Origin of the sequence: Methylophilus sp. TWE2 (genome assembly GCF_001183865.1) — a bacterium.
GTDB lineage: Bacteria > Pseudomonadota > Gammaproteobacteria > Burkholderiales > Methylophilaceae > Methylophilus.
Map to the genome: position 1 here is coordinate 2,736,677 of NZ_CP012020.1, position 14,829 is coordinate 2,751,505.

A 14,829-nucleotide genomic window follows, 5' to 3' on the forward strand; every position below is an offset into this window, starting at 1 on the left:
AGTCTCTCTATTAATGGTGGCCCCTCTGTGAGTCGAACACAGCACCAACGGATTATGAGTCCGCTGCTCTAACCAAGCATGAGCTAAGGGGCCGGAAAGCGTGGGATTATAAACTAATCCTGACCGTTTTCTAAGAAACTGCGCAGACGTTCCGAGCGGGTCGGGTGACGCAGTTTACGCAGGGCCTTGGCTTCAATCTGGCGGATACGTTCGCGGGTGACGTCAAACTGTTTGCCGACTTCTTCCAGCGTGTGGTCTGTATTCATTTCGATACCAAAGCGCATGCGCAGCACTTTGGCTTCACGTGGGGTCAGTGATTCCAGCACTTCACTGGTGGCGTCACGCAGGCTGGCGTAAACAGCTGCGTCCATCGGTGCCAGTGTGGTGTTGTCTTCAATAAAGTCACCCAAATGGCTGTCTTCGTCGTCACCAATCGGCGTTTCCATTGAGATAGGCTCTTTGCTGATTTTGAGGATTTTGCGGATTTTTTCTTCCGGCATATCCATTTTTTCAGCCAGGGTAGCCGGATCAGGTTCCAAGCCAGTTTCTTGCAAGATCTGGCGGCTGATACGGTTCATCTTGTTGATGGTTTCGATCATGTGGACCGGAATACGGATAGTACGTGCCTGGTCAGCGATAGAACGGGTGATGGCCTGGCGAATCCACCATGTAGCATAGGTGGAGAATTTGTAACCGCGACGGTATTCAAATTTATCTACAGCCTTCATCAAGCCGATGTTGCCTTCCTGGATCAGGTCGAGGAACTGCAAACCACGGTTGGTGTATTTTTTGGCAATCGAAATCACCAGACGCAAGTTGGCCTCGATCATTTCGCGCTTGGCGCGTCGTGCACGAGCTTCGCCAGTGGTCATTTGCTTGTTGATTTCACGCAGCTCTTTGATGGGCAAGCCGACGCGGTTCTGCAAGTTTTGTAAACGCTCTTGCTGGTCGAGAATAGAGTGCCTGAAACGTTCTAAACGCTCACCATAAGCAGGTTTGCCTGCCAGCTCGTCATCGAGCCAGTTAAGATTGATTTCGTTACCGACAAAGCTCTTGATGAATTGCTGACGCGGCATATTGGCCTTGTCTACACAAAACTCCATGATCTTGCGTTCATGCGTACGCACCTCTTCCACCATGTTGCGCACCTGGTCGCACAAGGCCTCAACCTGTTTGGCAGAGAAACGGAAGGCTGTCAGCTCATCCAGCACTTGCTGATGCAAGGTTTTGTACTCGCCATCGTTGGTGCCTTTGGCTTGGCGGATGGTGTTCATTTTTGCGTTGGCAGCACGGATGACGGCAAAGCGCGACAAGACTTCATCCTTGAGTTTGGCCAGCGCTTCGGCAGACATGGCAGACGCTTTAGCATCACTGTCCTCGTCCTCATCCTCATCTTCTTCGTCGTCGGCTTCTTCTTCCTCAACATCTGCGGCCGCCAGCGCGTCATCCAGACCCAAATCGCTGTCGATCAAACCGTCTACCAGTTCATCAACGCTCATTTCGTCTTTTTCAACCTTGTCGACCATCTCCAGCAACTGGGCGATGGTCGTTGGACAGGCTGCAATCGCCTGCACCATGTGCTTGAGGCCGTCTTCAATACGTTTGGCGATCTCAATTTCGCCCTCACGCGTCAACAGGTCAACAGTCCCCATTTCCCGCATGTACATACGTACTGGGTCAGTCGTGCGACCAAACTCAGAGTCCACGGTTGCCAAGGCCTGCTCAGCCTCTTCTGCCGCATCATCATCAGTCACTGCTGGTGGCGCATCAGACATCAGCAACACTTCAGCATCCGGCGCTTCTTCGTAGACCTGGATACCCATGTCATTGATCATGCCGATGATACTCTCGATCTGCTCGGAGTCTTGCACATCGTCCGGCAGGTGGTCATTGATTTCGGCGTAGGTCAGGTAGCCACGCTCTTTACCCAGGACAATCAGGGTTTTCAGGCGGGTACGGCGTGCCTCGGCATCCAGTGCCTGGGTAGCGGGATCTTTAGGGGTTTCGACTTCGTTGATTCCGAGTTCTTTATCTAAACTTTTATCTGCTTTGGGTCTGGCCATGGCCGATTCCACCTCTAAAATGGTTGTTGTCGAATGCTGATCAACACTGCTAGACAGATCATTCGATATAACATTACGGGAAACCCTTTATTTTACCAGATTTATGCACGCTTTTTAAGCACACTCTCACGGTTTTTCGGGTGACATCAGGTTAGCGTTTACTGGTTAATTGCCGCAAGGCCTCACGCTCAGTCTCTGACAGCGCAGAAAAAGGCTTTTCAGTGAGCTGCCCCAGTAGGGATTTTTCTCGCGCCATCAGCGCCATGTCTGATAGTTGGGTACATGCGCCCTCAAATTCAAGCGTAAAGTCCAGCGTCTCGTCCAATACAGACAATTCACGATGCAATTGGTGTCGCAAACCCTCTGAAATATAGGGCGTGATCATTTGCAGCAAGACCACGGGCCGAGATTCCGGCTTGGCCATGGCAGCTTTCACCATGACGCGCAGCATCTGCTCCTCGTCACTTTCACCCGTGATTTTATCCAGCAACTCCAGCCTCGCCCATTGCGGCCGCATGAGCAACATCAAAGCCAATCGTACATGTAGCGACAGGGGCGTACGCGAACGCTGGCGCACGGCTTTCTGCTGCGTTTTAGCCGGGTTTGGCAATTTGAGCATGCGCTGCATTTCACCTCCGGCCAAACCCGTCATTTCGGCCACCTTTTTCCGAAGCAACATGGCATAACGTGGCGCCTGGATCTGTTTAAGAATAGGCTCAGCATCATTTAAAAACTGTACCTTATCCTCTTGCGAAGCCAGCGGATTGTGCTCACTCAAATGCTGAATGATGTACTGCGACAACGGCATGGCTTTATCCATTTCTGCCTCAAATGCTTCTTTGCCAAATTCGCGCACAAAACTATCGGGATCATGCTCGGCCGGCAAAAACAAAAAGCGCAATTTCACGCCATCTTTAATCGCCGGTAAGGCATTCATGACTGCACGCCAGGCTGCCGTACGCCCGGCCTTGTCGCCATCAAAACTGAATACAATCTCATCGGTTTGCCGCATCAGCTTGGCGATATGAAAGGGCGTGGTGGCCGTCCCCAAGGCCGCCACCGCGTACTCAATGTCATACTGCGCCAACGCCACGACATCCATATAACCTTCCACGACCAGCACACGGCCAGCATCACGAATCGCACGTCGTGCCATAAACAAGCCATAGAGTTCATGTCCCTTTTGAAACAGCGGCGTTTCTGGTGAGTTGTAATACTTGGGGCTATCTTCAGGGTTGATCACACGTCCGCCAAACCCAATCACCTCGCCTTTTTGATTATGGATAGGGAACATGATGCGGTCACGGAAGCGGTCGTAACGGCGACCTTGCTCGTTTTGCACCACCAGGCCCGCCGTTTCCAACGGTTCGGCATCATATTGCGGAAAGACGGTTTGCAGGTTTTGCCAACCTGCCGGGGCATAGCCGATCTGGAATTTGGCCGCAACCTGCCCACTCAAGCCACGCGCCTTGAGGTAATCAATCGCCCGCGGTGATTTTTTAAGTTCGGCCTTGTAATAATTAGCCGCTTGTTGCAAGGTTTCTTGCAAACTTAACAACACTGCTTTAGAGGCAGGCGCAGGCTGATTTGGGTCACGCTGTTCTTGCGGCACAATCATACCCACCTGCTTGGCCAGGTCATGGATGGCCTCGACAAAACTCAGGCCGTTATACTCCATGAGAAAACTCAATGCCGAACCATGCGCACCACAGCCAAAGCAGTGATAAAACTGCTTGGTCGGACTGACCGTAAAACTGGGGGATTTTTCGTTGTGAAACGGGCAACAGGCAGAGTAATTCGCCCCGGCTTTTTTCAGCGGCACTGCCTTGTCGATCACTTCGACAATATCTACGCGATTAAGCAATTCTTGAATAAAACTTTCCGGGATCATAAATGCAAGTATCGCTTATGCAAGGCAAAAAACAAAGGGCGCACATGCGCCCTCTTGCTTGATGCATCAGCTGCCTATCAACCCAAGGCAGCCTTGATCAGTCCAGAGACTTTCGCCATATCGGCCTTACCGGCAACCAATGGTTTCACAGCGCCCACCACCTTGCCCATATCCTTGGCACCGGCGGCACCAGTCTCGGCCACCACTTTAGCGATAATGGCATTGATTTCTTCTTCGCTTAACTGCGCGGGCAAGTACGCTTGCAACACCGTCACTTCAAACTTCTCCTGGTCCGCCAAATCCATACGGTTGGCCCCTTCAAACGCAGCAATTGAATCACGGCGCTGTTTGAGCATTTTTTCGACTACACCCACCACAGCAGCATCATCCAACTCGATACGCTCGTCCACTTCGCGCTGCTTGATCGCCGCTTGCAGCAAACGGATCACGCCCAGTTTTTGCATGTCTTTGGCACGCATGGCAGTTTTCATGTCGTCGGAGATTTGTGCTTTCAGGCTCATAGCGTGTCTTAGTCCGGATAAATGTGGGCTGCATAAATAGCTAAAGGTTGCGGAAACCCACAACCTTCGCTTCATCGGTTAACCACGATATGGCTAACCGTTCACCCACTAAAAAATTAGTAGAGTTTTGTTGGCAACTGTTGGTTGCGCAGACGGCGGTATTGACGCTTAACCGCAGCAGCCGCTTTACGCTTACGCTCCCAAGTTGGCTTCTCGTAGAACTCGCGTGCACGCAAGTCGTTCAACAAACCGGTTTTCTCAATCAAACGCTTGAAACGGCGCATTGCAACGTCAAACGGTTCGTTCTCTTTCACACGAATAGCGGTCATGTAAATCCCTATCCTTCAAATATTGGTTAGACAATGGTGCTTGCGGATTGATGCAGCACTGAAAACCGCGTATTCTATCGCGCTTATTTGGATTTATCAATCCTTTCTACAAAAAATTGTATACGGGTCTGGTGTTAGATGTTGGTATTAGGCATTGAATCTTCTTGTGATGAAACCGGCGTGGCGCTTTACGACACACGCCGCGGATTGCTGGCGCACGCCCTGCACTCGCAGATTGACATGCACGCCGCTTATGGCGGCGTGGTGCCTGAACTGGCTTCACGAGACCATATCCGCCGCGCGCTCCCCCTGACGCAGCAAGTGCTGATACAAGCAGATAAGACGCTACAAGACATCGAAGGCATTGCCTACACCCAAGGTCCAGGCCTGGCTGGTGCTTTATTGGTAGGCACCAGCATCGCACAATCGCTGGCCATGGCGCTGAATGTCCCCTCTATTGGTGTGCACCATCTGGAAGGCCATTTACTGGCACCCATGCTGGAAGAAAACCCGCCCGCATTCCCTTTTGTTGCGCTACTGGTTTCAGGCGGACATAGCCAACTCATGCGCGTAGACGGCATCGGTCAATACGAATTATTGGGCGATACGCTGGATGATGCCGCCGGCGAAGCGTTTGATAAAACTGCCAAACTGTTGGGTTTAGGTTACCCTGGCGGCCCGGCGGTTTCCAAACTGGCAGACCAAGGCAAGCCACATTTCCAGCTACCGCGTCCCATGCTTAACAGCCCTGATTTAAACTTTAGTTTTAGCGGCCTGAAAACAGCCGTGCTGACATTGGTGAACAACCAGCCTGAACTGGACCCTGAAATAATTAAAGATATTGCCTGGGAGTTTCAGGAATCTGTCACCGAGATATTGGTGCATAAATGCATAAAAGCGCTCAAACAAACCAAACTGAAACGTCTGGTGGTTTCGGGTGGCGTGGGTGCAAACAAACGGCTGCGGACAAGATTAAATGAAGCCACTGCCAAACGCGGCTTTAGTGTGAGCTATCCCAGATTGGAATTCTGCACTGACAATGGTGCCATGATTGCTTTTGCAGGCGCCATGCGCCTGCATGCTATGCAAACAGGCAAGCAGGATTACAGCTTTAGCATCCGGCCGCGCTGGGGTTTGTCTGAGCTCAAAGCTCCTGCTTAAATCTTAGCCAGATTATTTTTTGCCAAATCGGCTCTCAGTCCCCGCGAGCAGTTTCTCAATATTGGACTGATGGCGAATAATCAAAAACGCTGACATCACCACCACAACCGCCACATATACCGGGTAAGGTGACAAGAACTGCCAGGCAATCACAGGTGCCAATACAGCAGCGACCAGGGCAGACAAGGAAGAAATACGGCTGATTAAGAACACCGCCACCCAGACGGCAACCACACTCAACGCCAGCCAGCCCGAAAAGGCAATCATCACACCCAGCGCCGTCGCCACCCCTTTACCCCCTTTAAACTTATGGTAAATCGGGTACAAGTGGCCAATAAACACCGCCAACCCCACGAGCGCCACCACATCCATGAGCATGCCAGCCTGCAACGCCAACCAAGTCGGTAGCCAACCTTTAAAGGCATCCCCCAGCAAAGTCAAAATCGCGGCGGATTTTTTACCACTCCGCGCCACATTGGTCGCACCGATATTGCCGCTGCCCACGGTACGCGGATCAGGCAGGCGATACAGCTTGCTGATGATGATGCCAAAGGCAATTGAGCCTATCAGGTAAGCTGCTACTATCCAGACCAATGCTTCAATATCAAAACCAATTTCGTTCATGCGTTTAATTCCACTGAAGTGCAGCCGCTTATGCCAGCCACTGCACGATGTTGTATGATGCCGAATCATACTGGATTCCGGCCTGCGCGGAAATAAAAGGACACTGATTCATGGACACAATTTTTCTCGAACAAGTCAAAGTGCAAACCAAACTGGGCGTGCCGGAATGGGAACGCACCCTCCCGCAAACTGTGATCCTGGATATTGAAATTGGCTATGATTTCAGTAAAGCCTGCCAAAGTGATGCGATTGAAAATACGATAGATTACGGCCTTGTAGTCGCGCGCATACGGGAGACATTAGCCGAGCATAGTTTCAAGCTTGTTGAGGCCTTGGGTGAGCATGTTTGCCAACTCATTTTGAAAGAATTTAAGGCGCAGAATGTGAAATTGAAAGTGAGTAAGCCGGGGATATTGCCGGGGTTAAAAGCATTGGGGGTGGTGATGGAGAGAGATCAAAAATGACTGCGATAGCTTGTCCGATTTGCGGAACCAATGCTCAAGACTACACAAAACCTGAATATGACGGAAAATCTGTAGGCTGTAGAAGGTGCGGAAATTTTTCAATTTCTGGAACTGCAATTGCTATGTGGTCTCGTTCTAATAAAAGAATGGTAGCAAATGCTTCTGGCTGGATTAGAAAAAATCAGAATATAGCCCTAACAAGTGAGAATATAAATTTTTTAAAAGGGCTCAAGACCCCAAGCCTCAATGAACGCGCAATGAGTATTTTGCAATACATAGCAGATGAGACAATTGATTTATCTAGTAAATTTTTTGTTGAGTCTTTGATTACCGATGGTTTACATGCAATTTCTTGCTCTGTAAGTCCAAATGAACTGGACTACTTACTACGAACCTATCTCAAAGATGAGCTAGGGTTTATTAGCATAGAGAGCACTGTAAATCGTTTTATAGACGGTCAATTCAATTATGAAGTTGCAATAACACCAAAGGGATATAGCTATCTAGATGGGCTTGCTAGGGTAAATTTAGAGAGCAGGATTGGTTTTTGCGCTATGTGGTTCGATAAAAGTGTTCTTCCAATTTGGACCAGTGCTATAGAACCAGCAATTAAAGATGCAGGCTACGAGCCAAAAAGAATAGACAGTCATCAACACAACAATCGAATAGATGATGAAATAATTGCCATGTTACGTCGTAGCAAGTTCGTAATAGCGGATTTTACGGGGCAGAGAGGTGGCGTTTATTTTGAGGCAGGCTTTGCTTTAGGTTTAGGACTGCCAGTTATTTGGACTTGTAAAAAACAAGATTTAAGCAATGTGCACTTCGATAACCGCCAATATAACTTTGTATTATGGGAAGAAGATAATCTCAAAGAATTCAAAGTGGCGATTCAAAATCGGATAGAAGCTACAATTGGCCGTGGTTAATCAACAACGGTAACCATCCCTATCAAATCTATTAGATAAATCAATTTCATTCCTGGAGCTCATATGGACGTCCGTTTTAGTGCATACCCTTTCGCAACTAAGCATGTATTGCAGTCACCATGTATTTCCTCTTTCGTGGGAATGACGCTCATACATTACCCTCTCGGATGATGCACCTTATGCAGTTGCTGCAACCTTTCCCTCGCTACATGCGTATAAATCTGCGTCGTCGAAATATCTGCATGGCCGAGCAACATTTGCACTACCCGTAAATCCGCGCCATGATTGAGCAAATGGGTGGCAAACGCATGGCGTAACACATGCGGGCTAATATGTTGTGAGATGCCAGCTTGCAAAGCATAGCGCTGGATAATGTGCCAGAACGCATGCCGTGTCATGGCATCACCCCGCGTGGTGACAAATACCGCGTCACTCAAGCTGCCTTTTAAAATCTCGGGGCGTGCCATCGTCAGATAACGGTCTATCCACTCCGCAGCTTCTTGTCCCATCGGCACCAGCCGCGTTTTACTGCCTTTGCCAGTCACACGCACTACGCCATCTTGCGTGCTGACTTCGGCAATGGTCACATTCACCAGCTCCGAAACGCGCAAGCCACTGGCATATAACAACTCCAGCATCGCCCGGTCTCGCATGCCTAGCGGCGTATTCACATCCGGTGCATGCAATAAATCTTCCACTTGCGATTCACTTAAGGTTTTGGGGAGCTGCTTGGGCATTTTAGGTGCCTCTATATGCAGCGTGGGGTCTTGCTTGATCAAATTAGCCGCTAAGGCGTAGCGGTAAAAACGTCTCAGCGTCGCAATCAAGCGGTTAATACTGCGGACTTTCACCAGCGGAAAGCGATGTGCCAGATACTCCTGCAAATGATGCGACTGTACGTCCCATACTCCTAAAGCCTGCTTGCCACACCACTCGACAAAGCCTTTTAGATCATTGCGGTAGCTGGATAAGGTGTTGGCTGACAGGCCATCTTCCAGCCAGAGCTGGTCGATAAAGGTATCAATCTCGGGGACATTTGGCGTGGCCGCCACAGACTTTTTTTTCTGCTGCATCGGTGTTACTGACTACGTTGCTCATGTGCCAGCAACCAGCGCTTAATCTCTAACCCACCTGCAATGCCTTGCATAAAGCCACCCAAACCGTTGCTGGCAACGATACGGTGACAGGGATTAAACAAAGGTAATGGATTGGCGCCGCAGGCATTGGCCACGGCTCGCGGACCAGAACCAACGGCTGCGGCTAGCTGGCTGTAAGTCCAGGTTTCACCGACAGGAATCGTGCGCATGGCCTGCCAAACCCGTTGCTGAAAGGCTGTACCGCGACTGGACTGAATGGGCTGCCAGGCAATACGCGGATTCTCCAGATAGGCTGCCACCTGGTCTGCCACTACTTGCGCACGGGGATTAGGGTTGGCTTTGAGCGGCAAGGCATGTAGTAGAAACTGAAGCACCTCGCCTGTCTCATCACTGCGCACACCGACAAAGCCAAAGGGCGCAGGCACTAATGCATCGAGTTCATCATGAAGACTTTTCATGTAGGTATTTAACTGTAATCTTGCGCAGGTTGCAACTTAAATACCACCAGATACATGGCTGCAAACGGCAATAAAAAAGCCCTTCAAAAGAAGGGCTTTTTTGTGCAACGCTTGAATTAAGAGTTGTCTGCTGCGATTTCTTTTTCGCGAGCAACCAGTTTCTCTTTAATACGTGCAGATTTACCTGAACGCTCACGCAAGTAGTACAGTTTAGCGCGACGCACGTCACCACGGCGTTTCACTTCGATAGAAGCGATTTGTGGAGAGTAAGTCTGGAATGTACGCTCAACACCTTCACCGGAAGAGATTTTACGCACGATAAATGATGAGTTCAGACCTTTGTTACGTTTAGCGATAACCACGCCTTCGTAAGCCTGTACACGTTTACGAGTACCTTCAACCACGTTTACACCTACAACCACGGTGTCGCCTGGCGCGAAGTCAGGGATGGTTTTGTTCAAGCGAGCAATTTCTTCTTGCTCTAACATTTTGATAATGTCTGCCATGTCAGTTCCTTTTAATTGTAAAGTGGCTCGTTCCTACTCCCAAGTCACTGATTCAAACTGCGCGTGTTATCTACTGCGTTGCGCGGTGCTTAACTCAGTCGCCTTGGTACTCTTTGAGTAGCCTAGCCTCTTCTTTCGTCAACGGCCTTTCAGCCAATAAATCCGGGCGTTTCGCCCTTGTTAGCAGCAGCGATTGCTGTAATCGCCATTGTCTAATCTTTTCGTGGTGCCCTGACAGTAATACGTCGGGCACCTTCAATCCTGCAAATTCTTCCGGGCGGGTGTAGTGCGGATAATCGAGCAGGCCATTCACAAAAGAATCTTCCTGCGCCGAATCGGCATCGCCTAACGCACCTGGTAACTGACGGATGATCGCATCCAGCAACACCATGGCAGGCAACTCACCGCCACTCAACACATAATCCCCAATGGAGATTTCTTCATCCACCAGGGTATCCAGCACACGCTGGTCTACCCCTTCATAGCGGCTGGCTAATAGCACCAGCCCCTGTAACTCTTTAAGCTGCAACACTTTTTCGTGTGTCAGCGGTTTGCCTCGGGGTGACAAATGGATCACCCTTGGCGTTACTCCTTGCGACTGTAACCGCGCTTTCGCATCACCAATGGCATTTGCCAGCGGTTCCGCCAGCATCACCATACCAGGACCACCACCATACGGCCTGTCATCCACTGTGTGATGCACATCTTGCGTGTATTGGCGCGGATTAGTCAGCGTTAACTGATACAACCCTCTTTGTCTGGCTCGGCTGGTAATGCCATATTCCGTCAGTGCTGCAAACATCTCAGGAAACAAACTGATCACTTCAATCTGCATCATGAGATCAGCTTTCTTTTAAAAATCGGCATCCCAGTCCACCAACACCGTACCCGCCTTGACATCCACCTCGGGCACAGCCTCACTGGTAAAAGGAATCAAACGCTCGCGATACTCTTCGCGCAATTTTCCATCCTTGCCTTTCACCTGGGTCGGCTTTAACTCACGTACAACCAGCACGTCGTTAGCGCCAGTTTCAAGCACTTGCGTAATCTTGCCGAAATCCACACCTTCAGTATTGCGAACATGCAAACCAATCAGGTCAGACCAGTAATACTCGCCTTCATCAGGCTCAGGCAATGCCTCACGCGGTACAGCAATTTGCTGACCTTTGAGCGCAAATGCCGCATCCCGGTCACTCACACCCACCAGCTTCACCAGTAACACATCGTTATGGATTTTGGCTTGTTCTATGGAGGTTTCACGCCAGTTAGGTGCTTTTCCTATCCACCATACCTCGTAGTCAAGCAAGCCATCCAGATACTCTGTGTCAGGCACGACTTTTAGCCAGCCATAAACGCCATATGGGGCGACAATGCGCCCCATCACAACCATGTTCTCAAACGCCATCTGAATTTAGGCGTCGAAACAATTACTCAGCAGCTGGTGTTTCAGCGGCTTCTGCGGCTGCAGCGTCAGCCTCTGCTTTAGCCTTAGCGGCAGCTTCTGCAGCGGCGGCATCAGCTTCAGCCTTTAACTTTGCAGCAGCTTCAGCAATGGCTTTCTCTTTAGCAGCTTCAGCTTTAGCAGTTTCTTTAGCTTTAACTGCAGCCATGCCTTCGGCACCTTTAGCGTGGAATTTAACCAGGCGCGCAACGGTGTCGGACAGTTGTGCACCGTTCTCAACCCAGTATTGTGTACGTGCTTCATCGATACGCAGGCCTTCAGCGCCAGCGCGTGCAGATGGATTGTAGAAACCAACGCGCTCGATAAAACGACCGTCACGACGGTTGCGGGAATCTGCCACAACTACGCTGTAAAACGGGTTCTTTTTAGAGCCACCACGTGATAAACGAATAACGACCATAATCTTGTTCTCTTAAAATGAATTTCTTTGCAGAAAGGCGCGGATTATACTTGATTTTTTAAGCAGGTGGCAAGTCTTTTTCACTTGCCAGAATGCGTGTTTCTGTATGGCGTTGGATCAACCACGCCCGCTTGTGCAAATCCAGCTTTGCGGAAACGGCAGGAATCACAGACGCCGCAAGCGGCGCCCTGATCATCTGCCTGATAGCAGGAAACTGTGAGCCCGTAATCCACACCTAAGGCATGCCCCGTCCGGATAATATCGGCCTTGGTCATATCAATGAGTGGCGCATGCACGGTAATGGTTTGCCCCTCAACCGCTGCCTTGGTAGCCAGATTGGCCATCTGCTGGAAAGCCTTGACATACTCGCCACGACAATCCGGATAACCGGAATAATCCAGGGCGTTCACCCCAATAAAAATATCACGTGCCTGTAACACCTCCGCCCAGGCCAGGGACAAGGAAAGCATAATCGTATTGCGCGCCGGGACATAGGTGACAGGAATGCCTTGCGTTTCCTGCTCGGGCACGGCGATATTATTGTCAGTGAGGGCGGAGCCGCCAAACAGCGATAAATCCAGTTGCACTGTTTTATGCTCAACCGCACCCAATGCCTGCGCAACACGCTGGGCGGCCAGCAACTCTACATTGTGCCGCTGATGGTAATCCAGACTCAGGCAATAGCAGTCATAGCCCTGAGATTTGGCAATGGCCAGCACGGTGCTGGAATCCAGCCCGCCAGATAATAAAATAACGGCTTTAGGTTTTTGAGATGCTGCCAAACTTATACTCCTTGCTTCTCGCCCCACAGGATTTTATGCAACTGTAGCTGCATGCGCACCTTGAGATGATCCTGCAAAATCCAGCTGGCCAATGTTTCGCCACTGACATCATGAAAACTTGGAGAGAATAACTGGTCGCAATGAGCCGGGAATGGACGGGTTTGCAGCATCCGCTTAGCCCAGTCGTAATCATCACGGCTGCAAATCACCCACTTCACTTCATCTCCGGCTTTCAGCAGGGGTAGATTTTCCCAGCGGTTTTTTTCAACCTCACCAGAACCGGGGGTTTTGATGTCCATAATGATTTTTACCCGTGAATCTACATCTGCGATATCCATGGCGCCACTGGTTTCCAGTGACACCTGGTAACCAGCATCACTCAGACGCATCAATAATTCGATACATGGCTTCTGCGCCAATGGCTCTCCTCCTGTCACGCAGACATAACGCGTGTCATAAGCGGCAATCTGCTGCATGATTTCATCAAGCGTCATATTACTGCCACCTTTGAATGCGTATTCGGTATCACAATAACCACAACGCAAAGGGCAACCGGTCAGGCGGATAAAAATCGTTGGCAGGCCAACACGCGAGCTCTCGCCCTGCAATGAATAGAAAATCTCGAAAATTCTGAGTGTAGTCATGAGGATATGAAAATAAAACGGGCAGATATTGCTATCTGCCCGCTATTATCGCCGAAATAAGCTAATTTCAATAACGAAAATCTGCTATTTGATACTTTCCAGCACCTTGAGGCGTTTTTGCGCACTGGGCGTCACTTCTGCCGATGGGTATGCCGCAATCAACTCTTTCAGGGTTTTCTTGGCGGCTGGAATCTGCCCCAGCTGAATCTGGCTATTGGCCAGGTTCAGCATGGCGTTAGGTGCCAGCGAATGCGATGCGTAACTATCCAGGAACTTCTGCTGTGTAGCTGCCGAAGACTTGTAACTCTTGAGCGCAAACTGCACATAACCCATACCGTAAAGCGCATCAGGGGTTAACTTGCTTCCTGAGTAATTTTTCAAAAAAGCATCATAGGCATTAAACGCTTCTTTGTACTTGCCTGCTTGGTTCAGTGACTCGGCTTCGGCAAACGCACTCAACTCTTGCTGTGGAACATCTGCCTTGATATTAACGTTACCACCATTTCCACCATTGGCGCCAGGCGTTGCCGCTTGGCCACTGGTGACTGACTGGGCAAGCGTTTCCAGATTGCGCACGCGTGTATCCAAATCAGTATAAGCCGCATTCTGCTTGGTACGCATGTCTTCCAACTGGTGCGTCACCACTTCCAGGTCGCCCTTGAGCTGCGCAACATCCTGACGGATTTGCTCGAGCTGGTTTTGCATGTCAAGCAAGCCCTTGCCATTGATTAATGCTTCCAGGCTTTGCACACGCTTGTCTAGAGACTGTTGTGTACGCGTCAGATCCGTAATGGCCTTTTGCTGGGCATCATGATCAGACGTTTGCTTGTTTTCCAGCTCGAGGATGCGTTTTCTGGCTTCAGTATCATCAAATAACGCCGCATGGCTGGCTGTTGTAACAGCCAGCCCCAAGGCGATCAACGTCGCAGATAATCGCAAATTACTGACCTGCATAAACGATGTCTACGCGACGATCTTGCTGGAAGCAACCGTCATCCGCGCAGTTTGCTTTGGCACGCTCTTCACCGTAGCTCACAGTTTCAATCTGGCTATCGTTAACGCCCAATACGTTCAGCGCATTTTTCACCGCCACAGAACGACGCTGACCCAATGCCAGGTTGTACTCGTGCGTGCCGCGCTCGTCAGTGTTGCCTTGCAGAACGACTTTGGTTTGTGGGTGAGCCACCAGATATTTGGCATGGTTTGCAATCAAAGATTTGTACTCATCGCGGATTGCATCGCTGTCGTAATCAAAAAACACCTGGCGTTTTGCCAACTCTGCAGCACTCAACTCATCCTTGCTGGTATCCACATCGACTGTTTTGATGTTGATTTTGTCAGTGTTGGCAGAGCTGTCAGCGTTAGAATCCTTAGCATTTGCCATTGGGCGAGTCACGCTGGAATCTTCTACTTTGGCCGGGTTCATCGGGGTGCTTTTACAAGCAGTCAACACTAATGCCAGTGCTGCAATTGTCCAAATACTCTTGTTCATACTTTC

18 protein-coding genes and 1 tRNA gene are annotated in these 14,829 nt (G+C 50.0%); 3 read left to right on the forward strand and 16 right to left on the reverse strand.

From position 1 onward, the window contains the following. Nucleotides 1-14: 14 nt before the first annotated feature. The 5 genes from ACJ67_RS12895 to rpsU form a co-directional block, all read right to left on the reverse strand. A tRNA-Ile gene (locus ACJ67_RS12895) sits at nucleotides 15-93 on the reverse strand. A 20-nt stretch (nucleotides 94-113) separates the two neighbouring features. Further along, complete coding sequence (gene rpoD, locus ACJ67_RS12900) at nucleotides 114-2,063, reverse strand: RNA polymerase sigma factor RpoD (protein WP_049639414.1); 1,950 nt, start codon at nucleotides 2,061-2,063, stop codon at nucleotides 114-116. A 151-nt stretch (nucleotides 2,064-2,214) separates the two neighbouring features. Then, entirely contained in the window at nucleotides 2,215-3,954 is a 1,740-nt protein-coding gene (gene dnaG / locus ACJ67_RS12905; RefSeq protein WP_049639415.1) for a DNA primase, read from the reverse strand. Between the two features lie 77 nt (nucleotides 3,955-4,031). Further along, on the reverse strand, nucleotides 4,032-4,475 hold the full coding sequence (locus ACJ67_RS12910; protein WP_049639416.1) for a GatB/YqeY domain-containing protein: 444 nt from the start codon (nucleotides 4,473-4,475) through the stop codon (nucleotides 4,032-4,034). A gap of 116 nt (nucleotides 4,476-4,591) precedes the next feature. Further along, entirely contained in the window at nucleotides 4,592-4,804 is a 213-nt protein-coding gene (gene rpsU, locus ACJ67_RS12915; RefSeq protein WP_018987466.1) for a 30S ribosomal protein S21, read from the reverse strand. Between the two features lie 138 nt (nucleotides 4,805-4,942). On the opposite strand from rpsU, the gene tsaD reads away from it, so the two are divergent. Next, nucleotides 4,943-5,965, forward strand: a complete 1,023-nt coding sequence (gene tsaD / locus ACJ67_RS12920; protein ID WP_049639417.1) for a tRNA (adenosine(37)-N6)-threonylcarbamoyltransferase complex transferase subunit TsaD — start codon at nucleotides 4,943-4,945, stop codon at nucleotides 5,963-5,965. Nucleotides 5,966-5,977: 12 nt separating this feature from the next. Here the strand turns inward: tsaD and plsY are convergent, their stop codons facing one another. Next, nucleotides 5,978-6,589: a glycerol-3-phosphate 1-O-acyltransferase PlsY gene (gene plsY / locus ACJ67_RS12925; RefSeq protein ID WP_049639418.1), complete on the reverse strand. Its 612-nt coding sequence runs from the start codon at nucleotides 6,587-6,589 to the stop codon at nucleotides 5,978-5,980. Nucleotides 6,590-6,699: 110 nt separating this feature from the next. On the opposite strand from plsY, the gene folB reads away from it, so the two are divergent. Both folB and ACJ67_RS12935 read left to right on the forward strand, forming a co-directional pair. Then, nucleotides 6,700-7,053 (forward strand): dihydroneopterin aldolase, encoded by a 354-nt coding sequence (gene folB, locus ACJ67_RS12930; protein WP_049639419.1) that lies wholly within the window; start codon nucleotides 6,700-6,702, stop codon nucleotides 7,051-7,053. Continuing rightward, nucleotides 7,050-7,982 (forward strand): hypothetical protein, encoded by a 933-nt coding sequence (locus ACJ67_RS12935; RefSeq protein ID WP_156171689.1) that lies wholly within the window; start codon nucleotides 7,050-7,052, stop codon nucleotides 7,980-7,982. The genes folB and ACJ67_RS12935 overlap by 4 nt, the downstream gene beginning before the upstream one ends. Before the next feature lie 155 nt (nucleotides 7,983-8,137). Here the strand turns inward: ACJ67_RS12935 and xerD are convergent, their stop codons facing one another. The 10 genes from xerD to pal all read right to left on the reverse strand — a co-directional run bounded on the left by xerD (nucleotide 8,138) and on the right by pal (nucleotide 14,823). Next, nucleotides 8,138-9,055 (reverse strand): site-specific tyrosine recombinase XerD, encoded by a 918-nt coding sequence (gene xerD / locus ACJ67_RS12940; protein ID WP_049639421.1) that lies wholly within the window; start codon nucleotides 9,053-9,055, stop codon nucleotides 8,138-8,140. A gap of 5 nt (nucleotides 9,056-9,060) precedes the next feature. Further along, on the reverse strand, nucleotides 9,061-9,537 hold the full coding sequence (locus tag ACJ67_RS12945; protein WP_049639422.1) for a methylated-DNA--[protein]-cysteine S-methyltransferase: 477 nt from the start codon (nucleotides 9,535-9,537) through the stop codon (nucleotides 9,061-9,063). Between the two features lie 116 nt (nucleotides 9,538-9,653). Continuing rightward, nucleotides 9,654-10,043: a 50S ribosomal protein L19 gene (gene rplS / locus ACJ67_RS12950; protein WP_049639423.1), complete on the reverse strand. Its 390-nt coding sequence runs from the start codon at nucleotides 10,041-10,043 to the stop codon at nucleotides 9,654-9,656. Between the two features lie 94 nt (nucleotides 10,044-10,137). After that, nucleotides 10,138-10,878 (reverse strand): tRNA (guanosine(37)-N1)-methyltransferase TrmD, encoded by a 741-nt coding sequence (gene trmD, locus ACJ67_RS12955; RefSeq protein WP_197080720.1) that lies wholly within the window; start codon nucleotides 10,876-10,878, stop codon nucleotides 10,138-10,140. A gap of 18 nt (nucleotides 10,879-10,896) precedes the next feature. After that, nucleotides 10,897-11,433: a ribosome maturation factor RimM gene (rimM, locus tag ACJ67_RS12960; protein WP_197080626.1), complete on the reverse strand. Its 537-nt coding sequence runs from the start codon at nucleotides 11,431-11,433 to the stop codon at nucleotides 10,897-10,899. Between the two features lie 37 nt (nucleotides 11,434-11,470). Beyond that, nucleotides 11,471-11,905: a 30S ribosomal protein S16 gene (rpsP, locus tag ACJ67_RS12965; RefSeq protein WP_049639426.1), complete on the reverse strand. Its 435-nt coding sequence runs from the start codon at nucleotides 11,903-11,905 to the stop codon at nucleotides 11,471-11,473. Nucleotides 11,906-11,985: 80 nt separating this feature from the next. Next, a complete protein-coding gene (gene queC, locus ACJ67_RS12970; protein ID WP_049639427.1) occupies nucleotides 11,986-12,687 on the reverse strand; it encodes a 7-cyano-7-deazaguanine synthase QueC in 702 nt (233 codons plus the stop codon). A 2-nt stretch (nucleotides 12,688-12,689) separates the two neighbouring features. Continuing rightward, nucleotides 12,690-13,331, reverse strand: a complete 642-nt coding sequence (gene queE / locus ACJ67_RS12975) for a 7-carboxy-7-deazaguanine synthase QueE (protein ID WP_049639428.1) — start codon at nucleotides 13,329-13,331, stop codon at nucleotides 12,690-12,692. Nucleotides 13,332-13,415: 84 nt separating this feature from the next. Continuing rightward, a complete protein-coding gene (locus tag ACJ67_RS12980) occupies nucleotides 13,416-14,285 on the reverse strand; it encodes a YbgF trimerization domain-containing protein (protein WP_049639429.1) in 870 nt (289 codons plus the stop codon). Further along, complete coding sequence (gene pal / locus ACJ67_RS12985; RefSeq protein ID WP_049639430.1) at nucleotides 14,272-14,823, reverse strand: peptidoglycan-associated lipoprotein Pal; 552 nt, start codon at nucleotides 14,821-14,823, stop codon at nucleotides 14,272-14,274. Before pal ends, ACJ67_RS12980 begins: the two co-directional genes overlap by 14 nt. Nucleotides 14,824-14,829: the final 6 nt, after the last annotated feature.